This window comes from Microbacterium sp. 22296 (assembly GCF_052045385.1).
Lineage (GTDB): Bacteria > Actinomycetota > Actinomycetes > Actinomycetales > Microbacteriaceae > Microbacterium.
In genome coordinates this window covers 57,672-82,612 of sequence record NZ_JBQEOS010000005.1, presented here as the reverse complement: position 1 = coordinate 82,612, position 24,941 = coordinate 57,672, and the positions used below count along the sequence as shown (strand labels likewise).

Sequence of the window (24,941 nt, the reverse complement as noted above, 5' to 3'; positions counted from 1 at the left end):
GACGGCATGAGGGGCGGCTCCACGAGCCAGAGTTGCCCCGCATCTTCGATCAGGGAACGACGACCGCCCGGCCGCGTACGGCGCCCTTGTGGAGCCTCGCGTACGCCTCGACAGCGCCGTCGAACCCGTAACGCTCGACGTGTACACCGACAGCGCCGCTGCGGGCGAGATCGAGCACCTCGATCAGCTCGCTGCGCGTGCCCCAGTACGGCGCACGGACGGCAGCGCCCATCGGGGTGGAGAAGAACCCGGCGGGCATGATGCCGCCGCCGATGCCGACGATGTGGATGAAGCTGTCCACGCCGGCCACAGCGCGGGCGAGGTCGATCGTCGGCTGCACGCCCACGAAGTCGAACACCGCTGTCGCACCGAGGCCGTTCGTGAGCTCACGGATGCGCTCGGCGGCGTGCTCGTCGGAGGTCACCGCGTGGTGCGCACCGACCTCGCGGGCGAGGGCGAGCTTGTCGTCGCCGAGGTCCACGGCGATGACGGTGGCCTGCGTGATCGCGCGGAGGATCTGCACGCCCACGTGGCCGAGTCCGCCGACGCCGATCACGACCGCCGTCGCACCGGGGTACAGCTTCTCCTTCGCCGACACGATCGCGTGGTACGGCGTCAGGCCGGCGTCGGTGAGAGACACGGTCTCGACCGGGTCGAGGTCGCCGAGCGGGGCGAGATGACGGGGATCATCGACGATCACGTACTCGGCCATCGCCCCGGGGCTGCCGAGACCGGGAGGGGTGATACCCAGCTCCGCCGCGTATGGGCAGTAGTTCTCGGCTCCCTGCGCGCACGCGTGGCAGCGGCCGCACCCCCACGGACCGTAGATCGCGTAGGCCGCACCGATCTCGACGCCCTCGACGCCCTCGCCGAGTTCGTCGACGACACCGGCGCCCTCATGGCCGAGGGTGAGCGGCAGACCGTAGGTGTACTGGTCTTCGGGGAGGTCCATCACGAACCAGTCGGAGTGGCACAGGCCCGCGGCCGTCACCTTGAGCCGTACCTGGCCCGGACCCGCGTGGGGTTCGTCGATCTCGACGACCTCGGGGCCCTTGCCGATCTCGCGATACTGCACTGCCTTCATGGCATCCCTTTCTCTCGTTCGCTCCACGGTGCCTCCCCGGTCCGTCGTCGAGGACGGGGGTTGACGGCGTCTTCCGCTGATCGAGAAGCGCTTGCACACGAGGGGACGCCCGCCGCCGCCCCAGCGCCCGGAACGGTGAGCCCTGCCGCCCGGGCCCTCGCCGACCTACACTGGAGCCACCTCCGTCACCGCCGATGGGAGTCACGTGAGTTCACCGTGGTCGCGACCGGCCATCTCCCCCGAGACTTCGGGACTGCTGATCGCCCGCGCCCATGACGAGCTCCTCGCCGGCAACGAGGATCGACGCCTCGACGACGTCCGTCCGCTGGTCACCGAGTCGTGGCGGAGGTCGATGGCATCCCTCGTCGGGCCCGAGGGGCTTCCCGCGCTCGAACTGGCGTCGGAGGAACTCGAGGCGTACCGCCGGGCTCATCCTCTGGCCGGGGTCATGGACATGGTGCGCGGCCTGCTTCTTCCGGGCACCGCCGAGGAGTCGGGTGTCGTCGTCGCCGTGGGAGACGCCGCGGGGCGCCTGCTGTGGGTCGAGGGCGACCGGCATATCCGCACCCTCACCGGCGACATGGGTTTCGTCGCGGGGGCGAACTGGGCCGAGGATGCCGTCGGCACCTCCGCACCCGGGACCGCGTTGACCCTCGATCGCTCCGTGCAGATCCGCGGAGCCGAGCACTTCAACCGCCTCGTGCAGCCCTGGTCGTGCACGGCCGCTCCGGTGCACGACCCCGAGACCCGTCGCCTGCTCGGCGTGATCGACGTCACAGGAGGGCCCGAGGCCGTGACGCCCCAGGCTCACCTGCTGGTGGATGCCACGGCCCGGGCCATCGAGAGCGAGATCCTCGTCGCGCGGCTGCGTGCGCAGCAGACTCCTCCCCCGCGACGCTCCGCGCCCGCGCGTGCCCTGCTGCGCATCCTCGGACGCGACCGCGCGATGCTCGAGGTCGGGGGCTCGACACTCGAACTCGGCGCACGTCACGCCGAGATCCTCCTGCTGCTCGCCGTGCACCGCGAGGGGCTCTCCGCAGAGGCGTTGAGCGAGGCCGTGTACGGCCACGCCGCCGTCGAGACGCTGCGGCCCGAGATGGTGCGCCTGCGCCGCGCCCTGGTTCCCGTCGCACCGCGGGTGGTGCCGGCATCCCGGCCTTATCGGCTCATCGACGGACTCGAGACCGACGCCCAGCAGGTGCTGTCCCTTCTCGATCGCGGCGCGCACCGGGTGGCCCTCGCGGCGTACTCGGGTCCGGTGTTGCCCGAGTCGGAGGCGCCGGGGGTGGTCGAGGTGCGCGAATCGGTGCGCTCGACGCTGCGAGAGGCGTTGATCGCCGAGGCCGGGGTCGACGTGCTCCTCGCCTACGCCGACGGCGTGGACGGGCGCGACGACGAGGAGGTGCTGCGGCTGTGCCTGTCGATGCTTCCCCCGCGCTCGCCGAAGCGTGCCGGCCTCGTCGCACGGATCGAGCGGCTCGAGCGCGAGTGAGCGGCACGGGAGCGACAGCGCTTTCGGGCGCGTTCACTCCTCGGTGGGCCCGATGTCGGAGGCCCTCGTTACTCTGAACATATGGACGAAAACGCGCTCGACATCTTCTCGACAGCCCGTGCCCGTCGCGACGTGGCGCGCATCCGCGAGGCGCTGGCCGAGGTCAAGGCAGGCGACATCGCCCGTGTCATCGTCCGCTCGCCGCGCTACGGCCTCTACGCCCTCGAGGGCACCGTCCGTATCGGCGTGGGCGGTCAGCCCCTGGTCGGCGACGTGATCCTCGCGACGAGCTCCGAGATCCAGCGCATCGATCTCGGCATCGAGCCTCCGCGGCCCGCACTCGAGGCCGACGTGGTCGATCCGTCGACCCTCCCTCACGGCACGCCCGTGCGCGTGACGTTCCTGACCCCGACGCACCAGACGTTCGCCCTGACGGGCCCGATCACGGCGGGCAATGACCGGTTCCTCCTCGTCGGCAGTTGGATCGTCGCCGACGACCGCGTGATCGCCCCGCGCGTGCAGAGCATCGAGCGCCTCGACGACGTCGACCTGCACGAAGTGAACGTCCCGCCGCTGCGATCGGTGCTGGCCGACGCCGACGCGTAGTCCTTCGCGCGGAACGGATGCCACGGCCTTGGGGTCGTGGCATCCGTGCTTCCGGGGGGTGTTGCACGGGGGCGGATGCCGCGGCGATGGTCGCGAGGCCGTCGCCGGCCACCGAGGTCACTGCCGCCTGCCGCCCGTTGCCGGCCGCCCATCGTGCCCGGGCGCTGGCGAGACGGCCGCAGCTCGAAACCGCATTGCAGTGACGAGGCCGCATGCGTTCGCCGCCAATCGGATGCGCTCTCGGCAATCGGGTGCGGCTTCGACGAGATGGCCCGCGCCGCCGTCGGCGCTGTGCCCGCGGTGCAACTCGATGCAACCTCCCTCGGCGTACCGTCGGCGCATCGCCGCCCGAAGCAGACGCGGCGACTCATGACCGTCGAAGGAGACACGCATGACCATCGTCGAAGAGGGCGTCTCGAGCGTCTACGCCGCCCCCGGAACCCGCGGATCCGTCGCCGAATACCGTTCGCGGTACGGGCACTACATCGGCGGCGAGTGGGTCGCCCCGCACAGCGGGGAGTACTTCGAGAACATCACTCCCGTCACCGGCAAGCCGTTCTGCGAGGTCGCGCGCGGCGACGCACACGACATCGATCGGGCGGTGGATGCCGGGTGGAAGGCGTTCGCGTCGTGGAAGAAGACCACGCCGGCCGAGCGCAGCGTCATCCTGAACAAGATCGCCGACCGCATCGAGGAGAACCTCGAGAAGATCGCCGTCGCCGAGACGTGGGAGAACGGCAAGCCGGTGCGCGAGACGCTCGCCGCCGACATCCCGCTGACTGTCGACCATTTCCGCTACTTCGCGGGCGTCCTGCGGGCGCAGGAGGGCTCGCTCAGCCAGCTCGACGAGAACACCGTGGCGTACCACTTCAACGAGCCGCTCGGTGTGGTGGGTCAGATCATCCCGTGGAACTTCCCCATTCTCATGGCGGCATGGAAGCTCGCCCCCGCGCTCGCTGCGGGCAACTGCGTCGTGATCAAGCCGGCCGAGCAGACTCCGGCATCCCTGCTCTTCCTGTTCGACATCATCGGCGACCTGCTGCCCGCCGGTGTCGTGAACATCGTCAACGGCTTCGGGATCGAAGCGGGTGCGCCGCTGGCGCAGCACAAGCGGATCCGGAAGATCGCGTTCACGGGCGAGACCACGACCGGCCGTCTGATCATGCAGTACGCCTCGCAGAACCTGATCCCGGTGACGCTCGAATTGGGTGGCAAGAGCCCGAACGTCTTCTTCGAAGACGTGGCGCTCCGCAGCGACGACGCCTACTACGACAAGGCGCTCGAGGGCTTCACGATGTTCGCGCTCAACCAGGGCGAGGTCTGCACGTGCCCCTCGCGCTCGCTGATCCAGCGGTCGATCTACGACCAGTTCCTCGGCGACGGCGTCGAGCGCGTGAAGAAGGTGCGCCAGGGCAATCCGCTCGACCCCGAGACGATGATCGGCGCGCAGGCCTCGAACGACCAGCTCGAGAAGATCCTCTCGTACATCGACATCGGCAAGCAGGGCGGCGCCAAGCTGCTCATCGGCGGTGAGCGGGTCGATCTCGGCGGCGACCTGACCGAGGGGTACTACGTCGCCCCGACTGTGTTCGAGGGGACGAACGACATGCGCATCTTCCAGGAGGAGATCTTCGGGCCGGTGCTGTCAGTGACGTCGTTCGACGACTTCGACGATGCCATCTCGATCGCCAACGACACGCTCTACGGTCTCGGTGCCGGCGTGTGGAGCCGCAGCGGTGACACCGCCTACCGCGCAGGTCGCGCGATCGAAGCAGGACGCGTCTGGACGAACACCTACCACCAGTACCCCGCGCACGCGGCGTTCGGCGGGTACAAGCAGTCGGGCATCGGCCGCGAGAACCACCTCAAGATGCTCGACCACTACCAGCAGACGAAGAACCTGCTGGTGTCGTATGCCGACGGGGCCATGGGCTTCTTCTGAGCCGGAGCCGTTGTGAACGGAGCGTCGGGGCGGCGGGTCGCCGGCGCTCCGTGATCCCCGGGTTCGCGCCCGGGGGTCGCACCCGTCTGGGTTGTGGGGCTGTGCGTGTCCCACTTGTGGGCGCGTCGCGTCGACCTTCGTCCCGCTTGTAGCAGCCTCGCGTCGACCCTGGTCCCAGTTATGGCTGCCTCGCGTCGACCCTCGTCCCAGTTATGGCGGGTTGTCGGGCCCGCAGCCAACACATTTCGGGACATGAACGGAAAGGAGTGGGACATGACGACCCAGCTCTCACGCGTCGATGTGACGGATGCCGCGGCCGCGCTATTGCGCGAGCTCACGGCCAAGCATGGGCCGCTGATGTTCCATCAGTCGGGCGGTTGCTGTGATGGCAGCTCACCGATGTGTTATCCGGTCGGGATGTTCCTCACCGGACCGAGCGACGTGTTGTTGGGCGTCATCGACGTCGGGCTCGACGACCCCATCGAGGTCTTCATGTCGGAGTCGCAGTTCGAGTACTGGAAGTTCACGCACCTGACGATCGACGTCGTCCCGGGCCGCGGGGCCGGTTTCTCGGTCGAGGGTCCGACGGGGATGCGGTTCCTCATCCGGTCGCGGATGCTGACGGAGGAGGAGGCGGTGGCGTTCGGGGTTCAGACGATTCGCGAATGAGGCTGGCGCGCCACATCTTGTCTCGTGCCCACGAGGTGAGGGAGAAGGCGATTACGAGCATCGGTGTGGCGAAAGCCGCGTCGGGTGCCAACCCGGCAATCGAGAAGCCTGTCAGGATCACCGACGCCACGGTGACCCACCAGGTCGCGGGTCGGATCGGATCGACGAGCAGGCCCCACCCGCCGCCGATGAGGGCCGCGTAGATCGTCACGATGATTACCGGATTGGCGGTGTCCCACATAGCGGCGCCCCCTGAGATGCGGATGAGGGCGCTAGCTTGCCACGGGCGGCGCGCGAGTTCCCGCGGTCGTCACCTACGACCGTCGACGATTTCATCCCGTCGGTTGGGTCGAACCCGCATAGCGTAGGACCGACCGCAAACCGGAGGGACACGCGATGACAATCCGCCTCAGGTATGTCGCCTCTCACGTGGCCGTCGTGGCATCCGGCCTTCTCCTCGGCGCGGGTCTCCTCGGCATTCTCGCTATGGCGCTCGCCGCCGTCTCCTTCGCGAACGCGGCCACGACAGTGATCCCGCTCGTGGTGACGTTTCAGGGCGCCCGTGACGCTGACGACTCGCCTTCGGTGGTCATCGACGGATCGCTCGTCAACGCGGTCATTGCTGCGGCCCTCTTCGCGTTGGTGTGGTGGGCGATGATGGTCCGCATCGGCTCGAGGAGATGACGCGCGGGTCCGATGCAAGCCTTCACGCTGGCGTCAGGCCACCTTCGACGCCCGGATCGTGTAGCTCAACGGAATGACCGACGGCTGCTCGGTCAGGGCGTACTCACCGTCGGGGCGGACGGTCATGCGGCCGGGCAGCGCGTCCCACGGCACGCTGTCGTGCTCGACCAACGCGTCGAGGCGGAGCCCGCGGTCGAGGAGGGCGGTGACGATCTCGCCGAGGCCGTGGTTCCACTCGTACGTGCGCGTCGCGGTCAGCGGTGCGGCGACCTCGACGTAGGTTCCTGCGTCGTCCCATTCGAGAGGCGCGGTCTGCTCGAAGTAGGGGAAGGTCGGCGCGAGGCCCGGGAGCTGCTCGTTGAGGGACCACAGGACCGGATGCCCCTCGCGGATGTGCAGCGTGCCCCCCGGAGCCAGCAGGTCGGACACCACTCCCGCCCACTCGCTGATCGAAGGCAGCCAGCACAGTGCGCCGATACCGGTGTAGACGAGGTCGAACCCTCCGCGGGGCAGGACCGTTGCGGCATCCCGGACGTCCGCGTGCACGAAGTCGATGTCGGCTCCGGCTTCGGCGGCCAGGCGGCGGGCCTCGGCGACGGCGTTCTCCGAGAAGTCGAGGCCTGTCACGCGTGCGCCCAGGCGCGCCAGCGACAGGGTGTCGGTGCCGATGTGGCACTGCAGGTGCACCGCGCGCAGCCCCGCGATGTCACCGATCAGGGGCTGATCGAAGCGCACGACGTCGGAGAGCGCCTCGGCATTCGCGACGTACCGTTGCACGCCGTAGCCCGATCCGTCACGGGCAGCGTGCAAGGTCGCACGCTGGTCCCAGTTGGCGCGATTGGCATCGGTGTAGTCCGAGGTCATGGCATCCCCTTCCGTCGGCACAGCCTTGCCACGATACAGATCTCGGATGCCGCGCACCCTCCGCCGTGGCTCGCACGGGGATGCCGTGACCCCGCGTGACGAGCCGGTCGGTCCGATGTCGGAGGGGCGCGTTAGCCTGGCGGAATGTCGGGCAAGGTCTATGTCATCCACGAGAATCCCCAGTGGCTTCCGCCGTTCGCGGCCGCGTTCGAAGCCGAGGGCGTGCCGTTCGAAGAATGGCTGCTCACCGACGGCTCGATCGACCTCGCGGTCGAACCGCCGGACGGCGTCTTCTGGTCGCGACTGAGCGCGTCGGCGCACACGCGGGACCACGCGCACAGCAAGGAGTTCGGCCGCGCCGTGTTGCGCTGGCTTGCATCGTGGGGCCGTACGGTCATCAACGGTGCCGACGTCCTCGAGCTCGAGGTGAGCAAGGTCGCCCAGCACGCGGCGTTGCGACACGCGGGCATCGAGGTCCCCCGTACGGTCGCCGTCTTCGGTACCGACGACCTTGCGGCATCGGCCGAACGATTCGGCGCGCCGTTCATCAGCAAGCACAACCAGGGCGGCAAGGGCCTGGGCGTGCGGCGGTGGGACTCCGTCGACGACTTCGCCGCCTGGGTGGCCGGGTCCGACTTCGAGCCCTCGCCCGACGGCATCACCCTTCTTCAAGAGCTCCTCGTCGCCCGGACGCCCTTCATCACCCGCGCCGAGTTCGTCGCGGGCGAGTTCGTCTACGCCGTGCGCGTCGACACCAGCGCCGGCAGCTTCGAGCTCTGCCCCGCCGAGGCGTGCGCGATCCCGGGTGCCGACGGCGTCGAGCCCGAGCCGCTTTTCCGCCTGCGCGACGATGTCGACCCCGCACTCATCGATCGGTATCTCGCATTCCTCGCGGCCGAGGGCGTGGGGATCGCCGGCATCGAGTTCATCGAGACCCTCGACGGCCGCACGGTGACGTACGACGTGAACACCAACACCAACTACAACCCCGACGTCGAGGCATCCGCTCCGCGCTCGGGACCGCATGAGATCGCGCGCTGGCTCGGCTCCCTGCTGCCACGTGAAGTGGTCGGCATCCGTGGCTGAGCCCGCGGCGCCGCACAGCGACTGGGCGGGCTTCGGCTTCGCCACGCGGCAGGTGCACGCCGGCGAGCAGGAAGACCTCACCCACGGCTCGCGCATCACGCCCATCCACCTCTCGGCCGCCTACCGGTTCGCGTCGTTCCAGGAGGCGACCGACCGGTTCGCCGGCGCCGACCTCGGCCACCTCTACTCCCGCAACGCCAACCCCACCAACCAGGTCGCCGAACGTCGTCTCGCCTCGCTCGAGGGAGGCTCGGGCGCGATCGTCGTGGGCTCCGGCCAGGCGGCCGTCACCGTTTCGCTCCTCGCGCTCGCCGGCTCCGGTGAGCACATCGTCTCCACCGCGAGCATCTACAGCGGCACGCGCGTGCTGTTCGACCGCACCTTCGCCCGCATGGGGGTGACCGTCGACTACGTCTGGGATCCCACCGACGAGTCCGAGTGGGACTCCCTCATCCGCCCCGAGACCAAGGTGATCTTCACCGAGACGCTTCCCAACCCGAAGAACGACATCGTCGACATCGCCGCGGTGGCCCGCATCGCGATACGCCACGGCATCCCGCTCGTCGTCGACAACACCATCGCGACGCCCTTCCTGATCCGCCCGATCGAGCACGGCGCCGACATCGTCGTGCACTCCGCGACGAAATTCCTCTCGGGCCACGGTGCCAACCTCGCCGGGGCGGTCGTCGACGGTGGAACGTTCGACTGGGTGGCATCCGATCGCTCCTACCCCGCCCTCACCGACACCCCGATCGCGGCGCACCGCTCGCTCGTCGAGGCGTTCGGGCCGCGCGCATTCGAACTGTCCCTGCGGTTCGGGATCGCGAACGACATCGGTCCGGCGCTGTCACCGCTCAACGGCTTCCTGCTGCAGCAGGGAATGGAGACCCTGTCGGTGCGCATGCGGCAGCACCTGGCGAGCGCTCGAACGGTCGCCGAGTGGCTCGAGCAGCACGACGCCGTCGAGAGCGTCGACTACGCCGGACTCCCCACGCATCCGCAGCACGACCTCGCCGTGCGCGATTACGGCGGACTGTCGGGCTCGGTGTTCTCGTTCACCGTACGCGGCGGGCGCGATGGGGCCGAGCGCTTCTTCGATGCCCTGCGCTTGTTCAGCCGCATGACCAACATCGGCGACACGCGCTCGATGGCACTGCACCCCGCCACCACCACCCACATCGGCTTCGCACAGGAGACGCGCGACCGTCTGGGTATCAGCGACGGGCTCGTGCGCCTGTCGATCGGGCTCGAGGATGCCGAAGACCTGATCGCAGATCTCGACCAGGCGTTGCGCGCGGCGGTCTAGCGCTTCCCGCGAGACACAGAGGCCGTCGACGTGTCGTCGAGACGACGGGCTCGCGCTCGCCCACGGGGACCCTGAGCGTGTCGAAGGGTCCGCGTGCGCGGTGTTGACCGGTGGCTTCGACGGGCTCAGCCACCGGTGTTGACCGGTGGCTTCGACGGGCTCAGCCACCCCCCACTCGTCTCAGATCTCGCGAACGCGCGGAAATGCCCCGGTACAGGACGGTCACGCGTCGCGCTGCGCCTCCAGGCGCCGTACGCGCGGGATCACCTCGGCGGCGAAGCGCTGCATCTCGGGCAGGTGCGGTGAGAACTGCAGCAGCAGCGTCGAGACGCCCACGTTCGCGAACTCCACGATGCGTTCGGCGACCTGGTCGGGGGTGCCGACGAGGTTGGGCCGCAGGCCGCGGTTCGAGACCGAGTACTCCTTGAGGTCGACCGGGGTGTCGAGCTTCGACTTGCTGACGAAGTCCTGGTACGAGCCGTACGCCGCTCCCCCGCGCACGTCGGTGATCCGCTCGATCTCGGCCTGCGCTTCGTCGTCGGTGTCGCGCACCACGGCGTACGCGGCCATGCCGAAGGCCTCGAACGGCGTCGCCCCCGCCGCCGCGCGTCGCCGGCGCATGTCCGCGACCTTCGACGACAGCTCGTCGAGCGTCCCGCCGTGCGTCAGGTACGCGTCGGCGAAGCGGGTGATCGCCGTACGACCGGCCTCGCTCTCGCCACCGGCGTACAGGCGCGGGATGACGCGGGGCTTGGGTTCGGTATACGTCCCCTCGGTGCGGTAGTACTCCCCCTCGTACGCGAACGGCGTCTCGGACCACAGTCCGCGCAGCACCTCGACCCACTCGATGGTGCGGGCGTAGCGGTCGTCGTGCGCGCTGAACAAGCCGTCGTACTGCTTCGCCTCCTCGGCCCACCACGCCGAGACCACGTTGAGGGTGAACCGGCCCCCACTGATCTCGTCGATGGTCGCCGCCTGCTTCGCGGTGTGGAACGGATTGTGGAACCCCGGACGCACGGCGGTCATCAGCTCGAGTGACGTCGTCACCGCCGCCAGCGCCGCGGTCACCGCCCAGGCATCCAGCGACGGCGCCTCGACGCCCTTGATGTCGTTGAGGTTCAGCTCGGGGATCAGCGTGAGGTCGAACCCGCCCTCCTCGGCGGCTCGGGCGATCTCGGCGATGTGGGCGAACGAGACGGGTGTCTGCTCGTCGTCGACGTTGCGGAGCCACCCGCCGAAGATCGGGGTCCAGTAACCGAAACGCACGCGCTGGGGGGAGGTCATGGCATCCATCCTTCCGGCTGCGCGCAACGACGGGGTCGGTCCCGACACTCTCCGTCATGTCGGATGGAGAACTCAGACGTTCCTCGGTACCGGTAACACGAGGGTCAGCGCTCGTCACAGCGGCGTAACACGGCATCCATAGATTTCTTCCAGGTTCGGCTCACCGGACCGTCCCCCCCTGCCGTGCGAGATGCTCCACGTCGCGCGGCCGCAACCCCCATGGAGACTCCGTGCAGAGACGCATCCTCGCGGGCACCGTCGTCTGCGGCCTCGCCGCGACCACCGTGTTCGCCGCCCTCCCGGCCTCGGCCGCGATGGTTCCCCCCTCGCTGAGCGTGGTGCGACCCGTGTCGCCGCTGATCGACATGCCGACCAGCTACCCCGTGCAGCCCGAGCTGAAGGTGTTCCCCGACCTCCCCGAAGACGCGTCCATCGCGCGCGGCGTGCGCCCGTACGACGAGATAGCGCCGTTCCTGAACACCCTCATGGACACCAGCGACCGGGTCTCGGCGCAGGTCGTCGGCACCTCGGCGCAGGGCCGCGACATCTACCTGGTGACCGTCACGACCCCCGAGACCACCGCGCAGACCGCGCAGCAGTCCGCCTGGCGCGACCTCGTCAAGGCCGACCCGACGGCCGCCGCGGCGGACGAGACGCTGCAGAGCGAGTACAAGGTGCCGATGTGGTTCAACGGCAACATCCACGGCAACGAGTGGGAGGGCACCGACGCGACCCTCAACTACATCGAGGACCTCGCCACGACCACCGACCCCGCCACGACCGAGATGCTCGACGATCACCGCATCTACTTCACGGTGACCAACAACCCCGACGGCCGTGCGCTGGGGCAGCGCGGAACCGCGAACGGCTACGACCCGAACCGCGACTTCATCACGGGCGCCACCGCCGAGGCATCCATCGTGCGCGACCTGGCGAACGTCATCCAGCCGACGTACTTCATCGACCTGCACGGCTACACGAGCGTGCTGCAGGTCGAGCCCTGCGGCCCCCCGCACGGTGAGAACTACGAGTACGACCTCTTCGTGCCCCACGCCTATGCCACGGCGTTGGAGATCGAGGATGCCGTGACCGCGGCGAACATCCCGGGTAACACTTACTACGACCCGGCGACCGACAGCGTGACCGAGACCAACACCGGCTTCATCAACATCCCCTACCGCGACCAGCGGTCGGGCTGGGACGACTGGCCCCCGATCTTCGCCCCGCAGTACGTGGCCTACCAGGGAGCCATCACGAACACCGTCGAGCTTCCGCTCGGGCGTTCGGGCGACCAGCCCGCTCGCGCGAAGGTCAACATCGAGGTCGCCGAGGTCGTGATCGACACCGTCGTGGACTACGTCGACGAGCACAGCGATGCGCTGCTCGACAACCAGATCGAGATCTTCCGCCGCGGCGAGGCCGGCGAGCCCAGCCGCGAGATCCCCGCCGACATCGCCCCCGAAGACCTCGCTCCGGGTGTCCCCGCGCAGTGGACCGACATCTGGGACGAGACCGACATCTACAACGCCGACTTCCCGCGGGCGTACGTCATCCCGATCGGCGGGGGTCAGCGCTCGGACTCCGACGCGCAGACGCTCGTGCAGCAGCTGCTCGTCAACGGCATCCGGGTCGAACGCCTCACCGCCCCCGCACGCCTGGAGGGCAACGACTATCCGGCCGGTTCCTTCTACGTCGACATGCACCAGCCGCTGCGTGGCCTCGCCAACGTGCTGCTCGCGAACGGTTCCGACATCTCCGACCGCGTCCCCGACATGTACGACATCTCGGCATGGAGCCTGTCGCTGCTGTGGGGCGCGCAGGTGGTCCGTATCGGAGAGACCACGGATGCCGCCCCGACCACCGCGGTCGAGCCCGTCACCGAGGCGCCGCTCACCGGCTTCGTGTCCACCGGCTCCGGCACGCTGAGTTTCCAGCCGCGCGGCGTCGCCGACTGGCAGGCGGTCAACGCGCTGTTGGCGGCGGGAGTGCCGCTCACGCAGCGCACCAACGGGTTCATCGAGGTCAGCGGCGATGCGGCGACGCGCGTGCTGCTCGAGGAGGCAGCGGCGACATTCGGCGTGGACTTCCGCCTGAGCGGCTGGAGTCCGGTCGAGGGCAGCATCGAGTTGAAGAGCGTGCGGATCGGTTATGTCGGCGACGCCGGCGACCGAGACGCCCTCACCAAGGTCGGCTTCACGGGACTGGTGCCGGTCACCGCCGCGGCACTGACCGCGGGTGAGGTGGACCTGTCCACGATCGACCTCCTCTACGTCGGGACCGGTCTGAGCTTCACGCCGGAGGAGCAGGCCGGAGCCGACCGGGTGGAGGCCTTCATCGCCGCCGGCAAGCCGGTGGTGGGGCGCGGTGCGGGTGGCGCCGCCTTCGTGAACACCCACGTCGCTCCGTTGACCGCGGTGACGGGAACCCGAGGGTCCAACGGCATCGCCATCGTCCACACACCGTTCGAGAGTGTGCTGGAGGGCACGCAGGGCACGGCGTTCGGGTACCCGTTCGCGTGGTTCCCCGACCCCGCGCCCGGTGTCACGGTCGAGCAGCGCTACGCGGAGGACCACACCTTCATCTCGGGCCACTGGCGCAGCACTCCCGGGCAGTCGATCCAGGATGCCGCGGGCCAGGCGTCGGCCGTCTCGCTCACGGGTCCGTCCGGCACGCGTGCCTTCGTGTTCGGCACCTCGCCGACCTTCCGCGCCCACCCGGTCGGCGCGTTCAGCGACATCGCCCGCGCGGTGTTCTGGGCCGCGGACGCGCCGGTGGTCGTCGAGCCGACGCCGACGCCGGAACCCACCGTGGCGCCGACGCCGGAGCCGACGGTCGCCCCGACGCCCGAGCCGACGGTGGCCCCGACGCCCGAGCCCACCCCGGAGCCGACCGTCGCCCCGACGGCCGAGCCGACCGAGGCACCCACGGCCACGCCGACGCTCGCGCCGACCGCCTCGACGCCGCCGGTTCCCGGCTCCGGGTCGGGACCGCTCGCGCAGACCGGTACCGCCGACGTGTCATCGCTGGGCTGGCTCGCGCTCGCCGCCGGCATGGTCGGTGTCGGGCTGGTCGTGATCGGCCGGACGCGCTCGAAGACCTCGACGCGCTGATCCCGCTCCGGGGAGGGGCACCCGCCCCTCCCCGGAGTCCCCCACCCTGGAGCTCCACCCATGACCCACCCCGAAGACCCCTCGCAGACCTCGGATGCCACGGACTCCCGCTCGGCATCCCCCCGCCCTCCCCGCCGAGCGGCGCTCGCCGTGGGTTCGGCCCTCGTCCTCGGCGGCATCGCCCTGGCTATCTGGGCGGTGACCACGACGGGTTTGACCGCTCCGGAGGCGCAGCCGACGTCTGTGAGCACAGCCACTGTGGCCTCGACGTCTCCCGTGGCCGAAACGTCACCGGCATCGCCGCCCGCGTCAGCGGCATCCACTCCCCCGACGGTCTCGACGGGAGGCCCGGTGATCTCGGAACTCTCCGTCGAACCGACGGTCGCCGCCTGTCCTGACGACCGCGAAAGCACCGTGCCGCTGACGTTCTCGTGGACCAGCGAGGGCGCCGAGCGGGCGTGGATCGGCATCGCGACCAGCGACGCCTCGGTGCAACCCGCGGCCGAGGTCGGCCTCAGCTCAGCCGGTTTCTCCGGTCTGGTCTTCGCGTGCAGCGACGCCGACCAGGTGTTCACCCTCACGGTGCAGGGTGCCGGCGAAACCGTGAGCGAGACCATCGCGATCACGCGCGAGCTCGACTGATCCCTCGCGGTGCCCCTGAGCCGGGCCCGAGGTGGACGAGCCTGGCGAAACCACCGGTCCGTGCGTGAGCGGTGCTGTCTGCCCCGGGCCCTTCGACGGGCTCAGGGTCCTCCCGCGCGTGCGGTGCTGTCTGTCCCGGGCCCTTCGACGGGCTCAGGGTCCTCCCGTGCGTGCGGTGCTGTCTGTCCCGGGCCCTTCGACGGGCTCAGGGCCCTCCCGCGGCGGAGAGCCGGGCCCGGGGTGGCTGAGCCTGTCGAAGCCACCGGTCCACCGCGTCACACACCGTCGAGCATCTCCTTCGACCGCGCCGTCTGCTCGCGCAGCGCCTCAGCCAGAGCGACGACCGCCGGGATGCGCAGCGAGTCGGCGCGCACGATCATCCAGTACGGCAGTCGCTCGCCGACCACCTCGGGCAGCAGTCGCACGAGGTCGTCGTGACGGTCGGCGGCGAAGCACGGCAGCATCCCGATCCCGGCGCCGGCGCGGGTGGCCTCGACCTGCACGAGCACGTTCGTCGAGGTGACCCCGTCGCGCATCCGCGGCACGACGCGGCGCGGAAGGTCGAGCGCCTCCACCTGCAGCATCGCGTCGACGAAGTAGACGAGTCGATGGCGCTGCAGTTCCTGCATGTCCCGCGGGCTCCCGTGCGTCGACAGGTACGCGCGGGAGGCGTACATGCCGAGCGTGTACGACCCGAGCTCGACGCTCGACCCCCGCATGGTCTGCGGCTGCCCCACCACCACCTCGAGATCGAGTCCCGGCCGGTGCAGAGAAGCGCGGCGCTGGGCGGCGACGATCTCGACCGACAGGTCCGGATGCCGATCCCGCAGCCGCGCGATCGCGGGGGCGGCGATGAAGGCGCTGAAGCCGTCGGTCGCCGACATGCGCACGACGCCCGACACCGGATCGGGCTCCTCTCCCCCCGCCGCGAGCTGCGACAGAGCCGCCTCGATGCGGCCGGCCGTCTCCGCGGCGTGCTTCCCGAGCGCCGTGAGCTCCCACCCGCGCCCGGACTGCGCGACCACCCGCCCGCCGAGCGCCTCCTCGAGCGCACCGATCCGACGCGCCACGGTGGTGTGATCGACGCCCCGCAGCTGGGCGGCGGCGGTGTAGCGGCCGGTGCGCGCTACCGCGAGGAGCATGAGCAGGTCGTCGGCGCGGACGTTGGCGGCATCCATTCTGCAATTCTGCACACCCGCGTCGTGCAACTGGGCATTGCCGCACTGGTGGCATCCCCTCACACTGGCATGCGGATGTCACCGCCGACACCGAAGGAGCGTCATGGATTCCCCCACCCGCGCGCGTCAGAGCGCTGAGCCCCCCACGAACCGGATCCGCAGGGTCGTCGCTGCGTCCATGGCCGGCACGGTCGTGGAGTGGTACGAGTTCTTCCTCTACGCCACCGCCGCCAGCCTCGTGTTCGGCACGTTCTTCTTCCCGTCGTCGGGCTCCCCCCTCGACGGCATCATCGCCGCTTTCGTCACTTACGCCGTCGGGTTCATCGCCCGGCCCCTCGGGGGCATCGTCTTCGGACAGATCGGCGACCGTTTTGGCCGGAAGCCCACGCTGCAGGCGACGATCATCATCGTCGGTGCCGCGACCTTCCTCATGGGATGCCTCCCCGGCTTCGCCTCGGTCGGTTATTGGGCGCCGGCGATGCTCGTCGCCCTGCGCTTCATCCAGGGCTTCGCCGTCGGCGGGGAGTGGGGAGGAGCCGTGCTGCTCGTCGCCGAGCAGAGCCCCGACCGTCGCCGCGCGTTCTGGTCGAGCTGGCCGCAGGCCGCGGTGCCGGTCGGCAACCTGCTGGCCACCCTCGTGCTGCTCATCACCTCGTTCGTGCTCAGCCCCGCCGCGTTCCTCGATTGGGGCTGACGCATCGCGTTCTGGCTCTCCGCCGTGATCGTGCTGGTCGGCTTCTGGATCCGCCGTCACGTCGAGGAAGCGCCCATCTTCCTCGAGGCCAAGGCGCAGGTCGAGCAGGAGAAGGCGACCTCGTTCGGCGTCGTCGAGGTGCTGCGTCGCTACCCGAAGGGTGTTGTGCAGGCCATGGGCGTCCGCTTCGCGGAGAACATCGTCTACTACATCGTCGTCAGCTTCTCGATCGTGTACCTGAAGGTCGTGCACTCCTACGACACCAGCCAGTTGCTCCTCGCGCTGCTCATCGCCCACGTCGTGCACTTCGCCGTGATCCCGCCGCTCGGCCGGCTCGCCGACCGTGTCGGCCGTCGTCCGGTGTACCTGGCGGGCGCGATCCTCAGCGCCACCTGGGCGTTCTTCGCCTTCCCGATGTTCGACACGCTCAACCCCGTGATGATCGTGCTCGCTGTGACGATCGGCTTGGTGTTCCACGCCGGCATGTACGCCCCGCAGCCCGCCGTCATGGCCGAGCTGTTCCCCACCCGCATGCGCTACTCGGGCGTCTCGCTCGGCGCCCAGGTCACCGCGATCCTGGCGGGTTCGCTCGCCCCGATCCTCGCGACGCAGTGGCTGCGTGACTTCGGCTCATGGCTGCCGATCGCGCTCTACATCGTCGTGGCGTGCATCGTCACCTCGATCGCCGTGCTGTCGTTGAAGGAGACGCGCGGCGTCTCGCTGCGAGACATCGACGCCGCCGACGCGGCGCGCACGGCCGAGCGCGTGGGAGCGAAGGGATCCGCATGAGCATCGACCTGACCGGCCGTCGCGCCCTCGTGACCGGGGGAGCGAGCGGCATCGGCGAAGCGATCGCGCGCGCTTTCGCGAGCGCGGGGGCCGAGGTCACCGTCGCGGACCTGAACGCCGAGGGCGCGGAACGCGTGGCCGCCGACCTCGGCGGTCGCCCGTGGGTCGTCGACCTGTCCGACACGGCGGCGCTTCGAGAGCTCAGCCTCGATGTCGACATCCTCGTCAACAACGCCGGCATCCAGCACGTCAGCCCCATCGAGCAGTTCGATCCCGAGCGTTTCTCGTTCATGCTCCGGCTCATGCTCGAGGCGCCGTTCCTGCTGATCCGCGCGGCGCTGCCGGGCATGTACGAGCGCGGTTTCGGGCGGGTGCTGAACGTCTCGAGCGTGCACGGCATCCGCGCCTCGGCCTTCAAATCGGCCTACGTCACCGCCAAGCACGGCCTCGAGGGCCTCTCGAAGACGACAGCGCTCGAGGGCGGACCGCACGGCGTGACGAGCGTGTGCATCGACCCCGGATACGTGCGCTCGCCGCTGGTCGAGAAGCAGATCGCCGACCAGGCCCGCGCGCACGGCATCGCCGAGGACGAGGTGCTCGAGACGATCCTGCTGCAGGATGCCGCGATCAAACGCCTCGTCGAACCGACCGAGGTCGCGTCGCTCGCATTGTGGCTGGCGGGACCGGATGCCGCGATGGTCACCGGCGCGAGCTACACGATGGACGGCGGGTGGTCGGCGCACTGACCCGTCGCGCGTGTCAGGACCCGAGCACGTCGAACACGATGGTGACGAGCCACCACGCGCCGATCGCCACGCCGACCAGCACTGTCACCCACGAGAAGCCCCGTCGCAGGCGACGCCCCGGCGGTGCGACGCCGACCGGGGGAGGGGTGAGCAAGGCTGCCGGAGCGGTAGACGCCCCCGGCAGACCGGATGCCACCGCCCCCGCGGTCGGGGCTGCGGCCAGACGTTCGTCACGCCACCGCGCCCACTGCGCGAGCTTGTCGTCGAGCGCGCCCACGGTCGACATCACCCACTGCCAGGTCGCGGGATCGAGCGTCGACAGGTCGCGACGGGAGTACAGGAACAGCCACTCGTCGACGATCTCGATGTCGAGCTGCGCGGCGTTGTCGATGAAGCGGGCCATGACATCGGGCGTGAACAGGTAGAGGGCGTCGCGCTCGTACCCTTCGGGGCAGTACAGCGCGAAGTGCTGGTCGAAGTCGCCCTCGAGGCTGAGGCGCTGCCCTCGGCCGAAGGCGACCGGCAGGTTGGAGCCGCCGAACAGCCCGTTGTTGCCCACGGCATCCAGCACGATGTGGGGGAGCGGCGTGTCGAGGCGCAGCGCGGCGTAACCCCACCGGTGGGTCTGCTTGTTCTTGCCCGAGCCGGTCTCGTAGCGGTAGTTGGCCACTTCGACGAACCGCGGATGCTCCCGGCGCATCAGATCGTGCGTGCCCCGGTCGTTGCCGATGCTGAAGATCATGCCGGGGAGCGGGGGGTTCGCGTACCCCGGATGCCAGGTCATGCCATTCGCGCGGGCGAAGCGGTCGAGCCGGTACCGGCGGACGGCCGAGCCGCGGGCCCCGCGCACGATCGCGACCGCGACGAGCGCGACGATGGCGAGGATCACGAGGAACGGCAGCGCGGCGATGGCGCTGCCGCTGCTCTCGGTGAACATCGTGACGACGATCGAGAAGAAGAGCGGGACGCCGACGAGGGCGAACGCGAGTCCCACGACCACGAGGATCACCACCGACAGCGTGCGGCCCCGCAGCACTCCCCGCTTCCGCAGTTCGGCGGTGAACGCGCCCACCGCCGCCTTGTCGACGGGCTCGGTCAGCGGCGCGGTGTCGAGTCCTGCAGGTGTCGTCATGTGTCGCCTCCCCGCCTTCGACCGTAGCGGGGGCGTCCGACATCGGGGAGGCCAGCGCGCGAGTGTTCCCGTTCCGTGGTGCCGGGCCCTGAGCGTCGTTGTTCCATGCGGGTGCTCGCGTGCTGCGGCGCCCAGTCCCGAGAAACGTTGTCCTGCGCGAGAAACGCTGTGACGCGACGTTTCTCCCGGCGGCGGGCGTTTCTCGGGGCGGGGCGGGGGTGCCGATGCCGACGCCGACGCGTCCCCGGACGGCGGATGCCGGGACTCCGGCGACCGCGTCGTCGTTCCGGACCGCGAGAAACGCCGTTCTGCGCGAGAAACGCTGCGACGTGGCGTTTCTCCCAGCGGTGAGCGTTTCTCCGTGCGGGCCTGGGCGCCGAAGCGGACCGCGACGCCGATGCCGGCGCCGGGGCATCCCCGGACGGCGGATGCCACGGCATCTGCGACCGCGTCGTCGTTCCCGACCGCGAGAAACGCCGTTCTGTGCGAGAAACGCCGTGACGTGACATTTCTTGCGGCGATCAGCGTTTCTCGGCGCGGCGCGACCGCGCTGTTGTGCCCGACCGCGACAAACGCTGTCCTGCGCGAGAAACGCTGCGACGTGACGTTTCTTCCGGCGATCAGCGTTTCTCGGCGCAGGCGCAGGCGCGGGCGCAGGCGCAGGCGCAGGCGCGGGCGCCGATGCCGGACGCCGGAGCGTCCGCAGACGGTGGATGCCACGGCACCCGCGACCGCGCTTCCGGCCGCGATTCCGCCCCACCCATGGCATCCGCTAGACTACGAAGGTTGTCCGGCGACGCCCATGCGCGTGTGAGCCCGCGATGACGTGCAACACACCCTCCTGCTGCCGGGAAATGCCCGTCAGCCGTTCTAGTCCGAAGGAGGTGGGTTAGTGACGCACCAGTACGAACTCATGGTCATCTTCGATCCCGAGGTCGACGAGCGCCAGGTCGCTCCGAAGCTCGACGGATTCCTCAAGGTCATCACGGCCGATGGGGGAACCATCGACAAGGTCGACATCTGGGGCCGCCGTCGTCTCGCCTACGAGATCCGCAAGAAGAACGAGGGCATCTACGCCGTCGTTAATTTCGTCGCGACCAGCGAGGCCACGAACGAGCTCGACCGTCAGCTGAAGCTGAACGAGCAGATCATGCGCACCAAGGTCCTGCGCGCCGAAGAAGCGATCGCTCAGGTCGCCGCCGAGGCCAAGCGCTCCGAGGAGAAGGCCGCCCGCAAGGCCGCCGCTCCCCGCAAGGTCGAGTCCGCCGAGAAGGCTGCGAAGTAACGACGATGGCCGGCGAAACCGTCATCACCGTCGTGGGCAACCTCACCGCCGACCCCGAGCTGCGTTACACGCAGAACGGACTGCCGGTGGCGAACTTCACGATCGCGTCGACCCCCCGCACGTTCGACCGTCAGGCGAACGAGTGGAAGGACGGCGAGGCGCTCTTCCTGCGCGCCTCGGTGTGGCGCGAGTTCGCCGAGCACGTCGCCGGTTCGCTGACGAAGGGCAGCCGTGTCATCGCGACCGGTCGCCTCAAGCAGCGTTCGTACCAGGACCGTGAGGGAAACAACCGCACCTCCATCGAACTCGAAGTCGATGAGATCGGTCCCTCGCTCCGCTACGCGACCGCCCAGGTCACCCGTGCCGCTTCCGGCGGCGGGGGTGGCGGCGGTGGCGGTCAGCGCCCGCAGGTGCAGCAGTCGAACGACGAGCCGTGGTCGACGCCCGGCTCGAACAACGGCGGCGGCAACAGCAACAGCGGCGCCGACGCGTGGAGCACTCCCGGTTCCTACGGAGACGACACCCCGTTCTGATCTTCGCTGCGCCTCACGGCGCGACGACCCCTGAAATTCCGGATGCCATGCCCCGGTCCGCGTGACCGCCTCGGCATCCGAACCACACGAAAGAAGGAAGCATGGCTGGCAAGGCCACTGGCGACCGCCGCAAGCCGCGGAAGGGCGCGAAGAACGCAGCCCCCGCGAAGGCGATCCGCGTCGGCGTCATCGACTACAAGGACGTCGCAACCCTCCGCAAGTTCATCTCGGAGCGCGGGAAGATCCGCGCCCGTCGTATCACCGGTGTCTCCGTGCAGGAGCAGCGCCTGATCGCCCGCGCCATCAAGAACGCGCGCGAGATGGCTCTCCTGCCCTACGCCGGCGCCGGCCGCTAAGGAGCACCCGATGGCAAAGCTGATTCTCACGAATGAGGTCACCGGGCTCGGTAGCGCCGGTGACGTTGTCGAGGTCAAGAACGGGTACGCCCGTAACTACCTCATCCCGCAGGGCTTCGCCGTGGCCTGGAGCCGCGGTGGCGAGAAGCAGGTCGCGTCGATCCGCGCGGCCCGCGATTCCCGCGCGATCCACGACCACGAGGACGCCGTGGCCCTGAAGAACTCGCTCGAGTCGAACACCGTCAAGCTGGCCGTCAAGGCCGGCAACGAGGGTCGCCTCTTCGGTTCGGTCAAGACCGCCGATGTCGCCGACGCCGTCAAGGCTGCCGGTCTGGGCGAGCTCGACAAGCGCAAGATCCAGATCACCTCCGCGATCAAGTCGGTCGGCGAGCACGAGGCGACCGTTCGTCTGCGTGACGACGTCACCGCCGTGATCACCCTCCAGGTGGTCGCCGCGAAGTAATTCGCAGCACTCTCGAGAACGGCCCCGTTCCTGCTCCGGCAGGGCGGGGCCGTTCCGCGTTCCGCGGGCGGGGCGGTTTGCGGCGGCCTTCCCGGGGTTCGGGGCACGTTTCGCGCCTTTGGGGCGTGTGTTGTCCGCCCCGATGCGCGGAACGCGCCCCGAACCCCGGGGGAGCGGTGGATGCGAAACGCGGAACGCGCCCCGAACCGGGGGAGCTGTGGATGCCACGCGCGGAACGCGCCCCGAACCGGGGACGCGGCAGCTGTGCAACGCTCCGCCGCGTGTCGTCGAGTTTCCGCGCCGCCGCCCGCAGCACCGCCGAGTAGGTACGATTTGCTCCACACAGCACTCCGGGGATGACCCCGATACGTCCACGAGGAGACATCGTGACCGCTTTCGCACGTCTGCGCCGCGCCGCCGCCCTGACCGCCGTGGCCGCCGTCACGTTCGTCTCGCTCACCGCCTGCGCCTTCGCCCCGACGGGCTCCGACGCGGGCGCCGCCCCCGCGTCCGAGGGCGCGCTGCAGACCGTCACCGCCGGCAAGCTCACCATCGCCACCGGCGAGCCCGCGTTCTCGCCGTGGGTCGAGAACGACGACCCCGCCTCGGGCGAGGGCTTCGAAGCCGCGGTGGCGGACGCCGTGGCATCCCAGCTCGGATTCTCGAAGGACGACGTCGTGTGGGTGCGCTCCACCTTCGAGAGCGCCATCGCTCCCGGCCCCAAGGACTGGGACCTCAACCTGCAGCAGTTCTCCGTCACCGAGGAGCGCAAGAACGCCGTCGACTTCTCGTCGCCGTACTACACGACCACGCAGGCCGTCGTGACGACCGGATCATCGCCCGCCGCGTCGGCCACCTCGGTCGCCGAGCTGAAGAACATCCCCGTCGGCGTCATGACCGCCACCACGAGCTACAAGGTCGCCTCCGCCCAGCTCGGCACCGCGAACCTCAGCGTCTTCAACTCCAACGATGACGCCGTCGCCGCCCTTCAGGCGGGCCAGGTCGACGCGATCGTGGTCGACCTCCCCACCGCGTTCTACCTCGCCGGTGCCGTGCTCGACGACGGCAAGGTCGTCGGCCAGTTCCCCGACTCCTCGGACGGTGGCGACGAACTCGCCATCGTGCTGCCCAAGGGGTCGGCGCTGACGGCCCCCGTCACCGAGGCCGTCGACGCGCTCCGCGAGGACGGCACGCTCGACGAACTGCAGCAGACGTGGCTCGGCGGCACCACGGCCGCTCCCGTGCTGAAGTAACAGCCGTGGCATCCACCCCCCTCGACGCCGCATGGCGTCCGAGCGAGCTCGAACTCGGTCGGCGCGTCACACGGCGTCGGCAGTCGACGAAGTCGGTGCTAATCGCTCTTGTGAGCTCGGTCGTCTTCGTCGTCGTGGTGGGGTGGGCCATCCTCTCCAGCCCCGGCTGGGAAGACGTGCGCCGCAGCTTCTTCGACGTCGACATCGCGATCGCGAGCTTCCCGTCAATCCTCGTCGGGCTCTGGCTGAACATTCAGGTGCTGCTCGTCGCGGCGGTCGCCGTGGCGATCCTCGGCACCACGCTGGCGGTGCTGCGGTCGCTGCGCGGTCCGGTGTTCTTCCCGCTGCGCGCCCTGGCCACGGTGTACACCGATCTGTTCCGTGGCATCCCTCTGCTGATCGTGCTGTATCTGGTGGGCTTCGGGATCCCCGCCCTCGGCTTCTTCGGACGGGTGCCGGTGGTGTTGTGGGGCACCATCGCGATCGTGCTGACCTACTCGGCGTACATCGCCGAGGTGCTGCGCGCGGGTATGGAGGCCGTGCACCCCTCGCAACGCGTCGCCGCCCGCTCGATGGGCCTCACGCACGGGCAGACGCTGCGCATCGTCGTCATCCCGCAGGGCGTCCGCAAGGTCGTGCCGGCGCTCATGAACGACTTCGTCTCGATGCAGAAGGACGTCGGTCTGATCTCGGTCCTCGGAGCCGTGGATGCCATCCGCGCGGCGCAGATCGCCGCGGCGGAGTACTACAACTTCACGCCGTACGTCGTGGCGGCGCTGCTGTTCGTGGCGATGGCGTTGCCGATGATCCGCCTCACCGATTACGTGTCGGCGCGTCTGGCGAAGCGCGAGCAGATGGGTGGGGTCGTGTGAGCGTGCTCGACGTCCGCGGCGTTCGCAAGGCCTTCGGCGACCACGTCGTGCTCGACGGCATCGACCTTGCGATCGACCAGCACGAGGTCGTCGTGCTCATCGGCGCCTCGGGGTCGGGCAAGTCGACGCTGCTGCGCACCATCAACCTCATCGAGCGCGTCGACGACGGCCAGATCCTGCTCAACGGCGACGACCTCACCGACCCCACTCGTGATCAGGATGCCGCACGCGCCCGTATCGGCGTCGTGTTCCAGCACTTCAACCTCTTCCCGCACCTGCGCGTGATCGACAACGTGACCCTCGGCGTGCGAAAAGTGCACCGGATTCCGAAACCCGAGGCGTACGCCCGCGGAACCGAACTGCTCGAGCAGCTCGGCCTCGGGGCGAAGGCGCGGGAATTCCCCGACCGTCTTTCGGGTGGGCAGCAGCAGCGCGTCGCGATCGTGCGCGCCGTGATGAGCGATCCCGAGTTGCTGCTGCTGGACGAGATCACCTCGGCGCTGGATCCGCAGCTCGTCGGCGAGGTCCTCGACCTGGTACGGGTGCTGCGCGACCGCGGGTCGACCATGCTCATGGCGACGCACGAGATGTCGTTCGCACGCGAGGTGGCCGACCGGATCGTCTTCATGAAGAACGGGCGCATCGTCGAGCAGGGCACGCCCGCGCAGGTGCTCGATGCGCCGCAGCATCCCGACACCGTCGCGTTCCTCGAGCGCGAGCGTCGCGGCGGCGCGCTGTAGCCGCCGGGAGGGAGGCTTCGACAGGCTCAGCCACCCCGCCTCGGTGCACCGGCGGGGGCCTTGAACTCGTCGAACCGGCCCCGCCATCGAGCCGCGTTGCGCGCGGAGGTCCCTGAGCGTGTCGAAAGGAC

22 protein-coding genes and 1 pseudogene are annotated in these 24,941 nt (G+C 69.5%); 18 read left to right on the top strand and 5 right to left on the bottom strand.

All coding sequences use genetic code 11. The features are described from left to right. Window positions 1-49: 49 nt before the first annotated feature. The gene (locus tag ACTJJP_RS11585) at window positions 50-1,084 is read right to left on the bottom strand and encodes an NAD(P)-dependent alcohol dehydrogenase (protein WP_440775162.1); all 1,035 of its coding nucleotides are present in this window, start codon (window positions 1,082-1,084) and stop codon (window positions 50-52) included. A gap of 205 nt (window positions 1,085-1,289) precedes the next feature. Between ACTJJP_RS11585 and ACTJJP_RS11580 the strand changes: the two genes are divergently transcribed. From ACTJJP_RS11580 to ACTJJP_RS11560, 5 genes are all read left to right on the top strand, one after another. Further along, window positions 1,290-2,576: a GAF domain-containing protein gene (locus ACTJJP_RS11580; protein WP_440775161.1), complete on the top strand. Its 1,287-nt coding sequence runs from the start codon at window positions 1,290-1,292 to the stop codon at window positions 2,574-2,576. A gap of 81 nt (window positions 2,577-2,657) precedes the next feature. Next, window positions 2,658-3,182, top strand: coding sequence for a hypothetical protein (locus ACTJJP_RS11575; protein ID WP_440775160.1), 525 nt, complete (start codon window positions 2,658-2,660; stop codon window positions 3,180-3,182). Window positions 3,183-3,573: 391 nt separating this feature from the next. Continuing rightward, entirely contained in the window at window positions 3,574-5,124 is a 1,551-nt protein-coding gene (gene exaC / locus ACTJJP_RS11570; protein WP_440775159.1) for an acetaldehyde dehydrogenase ExaC, read from the top strand. Window positions 5,125-5,397: 273 nt separating this feature from the next. Further along, entirely contained in the window at window positions 5,398-5,793 is a 396-nt protein-coding gene (locus tag ACTJJP_RS11565) for a DUF779 domain-containing protein (protein ID WP_440775158.1), read from the top strand. A 396-nt stretch (window positions 5,794-6,189) separates the two neighbouring features. Beyond that, window positions 6,190-6,477, top strand: a complete 288-nt coding sequence (locus ACTJJP_RS11560; RefSeq protein ID WP_440775157.1) for a hypothetical protein — start codon at window positions 6,190-6,192, stop codon at window positions 6,475-6,477. A 33-nt stretch (window positions 6,478-6,510) separates the two neighbouring features. On the opposite strand, the gene ACTJJP_RS11555 is transcribed toward ACTJJP_RS11560, so the two are convergent. Then, window positions 6,511-7,341, bottom strand: a complete 831-nt coding sequence (locus ACTJJP_RS11555; protein ID WP_440775156.1) for a class I SAM-dependent methyltransferase — start codon at window positions 7,339-7,341, stop codon at window positions 6,511-6,513. A gap of 144 nt (window positions 7,342-7,485) precedes the next feature. Here ACTJJP_RS11555 and ACTJJP_RS11550 point away from each other — a divergent pair, with 144 nt between their 5' ends. Next, entirely contained in the window at window positions 7,486-8,427 is a 942-nt protein-coding gene (locus tag ACTJJP_RS11550) for an ATP-grasp domain-containing protein (RefSeq protein ID WP_440775155.1), read from the top strand. Further along, window positions 8,420-9,733, top strand: a complete 1,314-nt coding sequence (locus ACTJJP_RS11545) for an O-acetylhomoserine aminocarboxypropyltransferase/cysteine synthase family protein (RefSeq protein WP_440775154.1) — start codon at window positions 8,420-8,422, stop codon at window positions 9,731-9,733. Before ACTJJP_RS11550 ends, ACTJJP_RS11545 begins: the two co-directional genes overlap by 8 nt. Before the next feature lie 222 nt (window positions 9,734-9,955). On the opposite strand, the gene ACTJJP_RS11540 is transcribed toward ACTJJP_RS11545, so the two are convergent. Next, window positions 9,956-11,017 (bottom strand): LLM class flavin-dependent oxidoreductase, encoded by a 1,062-nt coding sequence (locus ACTJJP_RS11540; RefSeq protein ID WP_440775153.1) that lies wholly within the window; start codon window positions 11,015-11,017, stop codon window positions 9,956-9,958. A gap of 230 nt (window positions 11,018-11,247) precedes the next feature. On the opposite strand from ACTJJP_RS11540, the gene ACTJJP_RS11535 reads away from it, so the two are divergent. After that, on the top strand, window positions 11,248-14,127 hold the full coding sequence (locus ACTJJP_RS11535; RefSeq protein WP_440775152.1) for a M14 family zinc carboxypeptidase: 2,880 nt from the start codon (window positions 11,248-11,250) through the stop codon (window positions 14,125-14,127). 60 nt (window positions 14,128-14,187) lie between these two features. After that, a complete protein-coding gene (locus ACTJJP_RS11530; protein ID WP_440775151.1) occupies window positions 14,188-14,769 on the top strand; it encodes a hypothetical protein in 582 nt (193 codons plus the stop codon). Between the two features lie 275 nt (window positions 14,770-15,044). On the opposite strand, the gene ACTJJP_RS11525 is transcribed toward ACTJJP_RS11530, so the two are convergent. Next, a complete protein-coding gene (locus tag ACTJJP_RS11525) occupies window positions 15,045-15,947 on the bottom strand; it encodes a LysR family transcriptional regulator (protein ID WP_440775150.1) in 903 nt (300 codons plus the stop codon). Window positions 15,948-16,050: 103 nt separating this feature from the next. On the opposite strand from ACTJJP_RS11525, the pseudogene ACTJJP_RS11520 reads away from it, so the two are divergent. Beyond that, a pseudogene (locus tag ACTJJP_RS11520) lies at window positions 16,051-17,430 on the top strand (MFS transporter). Then, window positions 17,427-18,176, top strand: a complete 750-nt coding sequence (locus tag ACTJJP_RS11515) for a 3-hydroxybutyrate dehydrogenase (RefSeq protein WP_440775149.1) — start codon at window positions 17,427-17,429, stop codon at window positions 18,174-18,176. Before ACTJJP_RS11520 ends, ACTJJP_RS11515 begins: the two are co-directional and overlap by 4 nt. A 13-nt stretch (window positions 18,177-18,189) precedes the next feature. On the opposite strand, the gene ACTJJP_RS11510 is transcribed toward ACTJJP_RS11515, so the two are convergent. Continuing rightward, window positions 18,190-19,308, bottom strand: a complete 1,119-nt coding sequence (locus ACTJJP_RS11510; RefSeq protein WP_440775148.1) for a hypothetical protein — start codon at window positions 19,306-19,308, stop codon at window positions 18,190-18,192. An 892-nt stretch (window positions 19,309-20,200) separates the two neighbouring features. On the opposite strand from ACTJJP_RS11510, the gene rpsF reads away from it, so the two are divergent. The 7 genes from rpsF to ACTJJP_RS11475 all read left to right on the top strand — a co-directional run bounded on the left by rpsF (window position 20,201) and on the right by ACTJJP_RS11475 (window position 24,810). Next, window positions 20,201-20,593 (top strand): 30S ribosomal protein S6, encoded by a 393-nt coding sequence (rpsF, locus tag ACTJJP_RS11505; protein WP_013584644.1) that lies wholly within the window; start codon window positions 20,201-20,203, stop codon window positions 20,591-20,593. A gap of 5 nt (window positions 20,594-20,598) precedes the next feature. Next, window positions 20,599-21,126 (top strand): single-stranded DNA-binding protein, encoded by a 528-nt coding sequence (locus ACTJJP_RS11500; protein WP_055952617.1) that lies wholly within the window; start codon window positions 20,599-20,601, stop codon window positions 21,124-21,126. A gap of 101 nt (window positions 21,127-21,227) precedes the next feature. Next, window positions 21,228-21,482: a 30S ribosomal protein S18 gene (gene rpsR / locus ACTJJP_RS11495; protein ID WP_013584646.1), complete on the top strand. Its 255-nt coding sequence runs from the start codon at window positions 21,228-21,230 to the stop codon at window positions 21,480-21,482. A 10-nt stretch (window positions 21,483-21,492) separates the two neighbouring features. Further along, window positions 21,493-21,945 carry a 50S ribosomal protein L9 gene (gene rplI, locus ACTJJP_RS11490; protein ID WP_440775147.1) on the top strand — a complete coding sequence of 151 codons (453 nt, stop codon included), beginning with the start codon at window positions 21,493-21,495 and terminating at the stop codon, window positions 21,943-21,945. Between the two features lie 386 nt (window positions 21,946-22,331). Beyond that, window positions 22,332-23,198 carry an ABC transporter substrate-binding protein gene (locus tag ACTJJP_RS11485; RefSeq protein ID WP_440775146.1) on the top strand — a complete coding sequence of 289 codons (867 nt, stop codon included), beginning with the start codon at window positions 22,332-22,334 and terminating at the stop codon, window positions 23,196-23,198. Between the two features lie 5 nt (window positions 23,199-23,203). Continuing rightward, window positions 23,204-24,070 carry an amino acid ABC transporter permease gene (locus ACTJJP_RS11480; protein ID WP_440775145.1) on the top strand — a complete coding sequence of 289 codons (867 nt, stop codon included), beginning with the start codon at window positions 23,204-23,206 and terminating at the stop codon, window positions 24,068-24,070. Further along, window positions 24,067-24,810: an amino acid ABC transporter ATP-binding protein gene (locus tag ACTJJP_RS11475; RefSeq protein WP_440775144.1), complete on the top strand. Its 744-nt coding sequence runs from the start codon at window positions 24,067-24,069 to the stop codon at window positions 24,808-24,810. Before ACTJJP_RS11480 ends, ACTJJP_RS11475 begins: the two co-directional genes overlap by 4 nt. The last annotated feature ends 131 nt before the right edge of the window (window positions 24,811-24,941 follow it).

What these genes read in the sequence shown, in the direction of transcription:
- ACTJJP_RS11585 (WP_440775162.1), bottom strand. Translation starts at nt 1,084, where the DNA reads ATGAAGGCAGTGCAGTATCGCGAGATCGGCAAGGGCCCCGAGGTCGTC.
- ACTJJP_RS11575 (WP_440775160.1), top strand. Translation starts at nt 2,658, where the DNA reads ATGGACGAAAACGCGCTCGACATCTTCTCGACAGCCCGTGCCCGTCGC.
- exaC (WP_440775159.1), top strand. Translation starts at nt 3,574, where the DNA reads ATGACCATCGTCGAAGAGGGCGTCTCGAGCGTCTACGCCGCCCCCGGA.
- ACTJJP_RS11565 (WP_440775158.1), top strand. Translation starts at nt 5,398, where the DNA reads ATGACGACCCAGCTCTCACGCGTCGATGTGACGGATGCCGCGGCCGCG.
- ACTJJP_RS11560 (WP_440775157.1), top strand. Translation starts at nt 6,190, where the DNA reads ATGACAATCCGCCTCAGGTATGTCGCCTCTCACGTGGCCGTCGTGGCA.
- ACTJJP_RS11555 (WP_440775156.1), bottom strand. Translation starts at nt 7,341, where the DNA reads ATGACCTCGGACTACACCGATGCCAATCGCGCCAACTGGGACCAGCGT.
- ACTJJP_RS11550 (WP_440775155.1), top strand. Translation starts at nt 7,486, where the DNA reads ATGTCGGGCAAGGTCTATGTCATCCACGAGAATCCCCAGTGGCTTCCG.
- ACTJJP_RS11540 (WP_440775153.1), bottom strand. Translation starts at nt 11,017, where the DNA reads ATGACCTCCCCCCAGCGCGTGCGTTTCGGTTACTGGACCCCGATCTTC.
- ACTJJP_RS11530 (WP_440775151.1), top strand. Translation starts at nt 14,188, where the DNA reads ATGACCCACCCCGAAGACCCCTCGCAGACCTCGGATGCCACGGACTCC.
- ACTJJP_RS11525 (WP_440775150.1), bottom strand. Translation starts at nt 15,947, where the DNA reads ATGGATGCCGCCAACGTCCGCGCCGACGACCTGCTCATGCTCCTCGCG.
- ACTJJP_RS11515 (WP_440775149.1), top strand. Translation starts at nt 17,427, where the DNA reads ATGAGCATCGACCTGACCGGCCGTCGCGCCCTCGTGACCGGGGGAGCG.
- ACTJJP_RS11510 (WP_440775148.1), bottom strand. Translation starts at nt 19,308, where the DNA reads ATGACGACACCTGCAGGACTCGACACCGCGCCGCTGACCGAGCCCGTC.
- ACTJJP_RS11500 (WP_055952617.1), top strand. Translation starts at nt 20,599, where the DNA reads ATGGCCGGCGAAACCGTCATCACCGTCGTGGGCAACCTCACCGCCGAC.
- rpsR (WP_013584646.1), top strand. Translation starts at nt 21,228, where the DNA reads ATGGCTGGCAAGGCCACTGGCGACCGCCGCAAGCCGCGGAAGGGCGCG.
- rplI (WP_440775147.1), top strand. Translation starts at nt 21,493, where the DNA reads ATGGCAAAGCTGATTCTCACGAATGAGGTCACCGGGCTCGGTAGCGCC.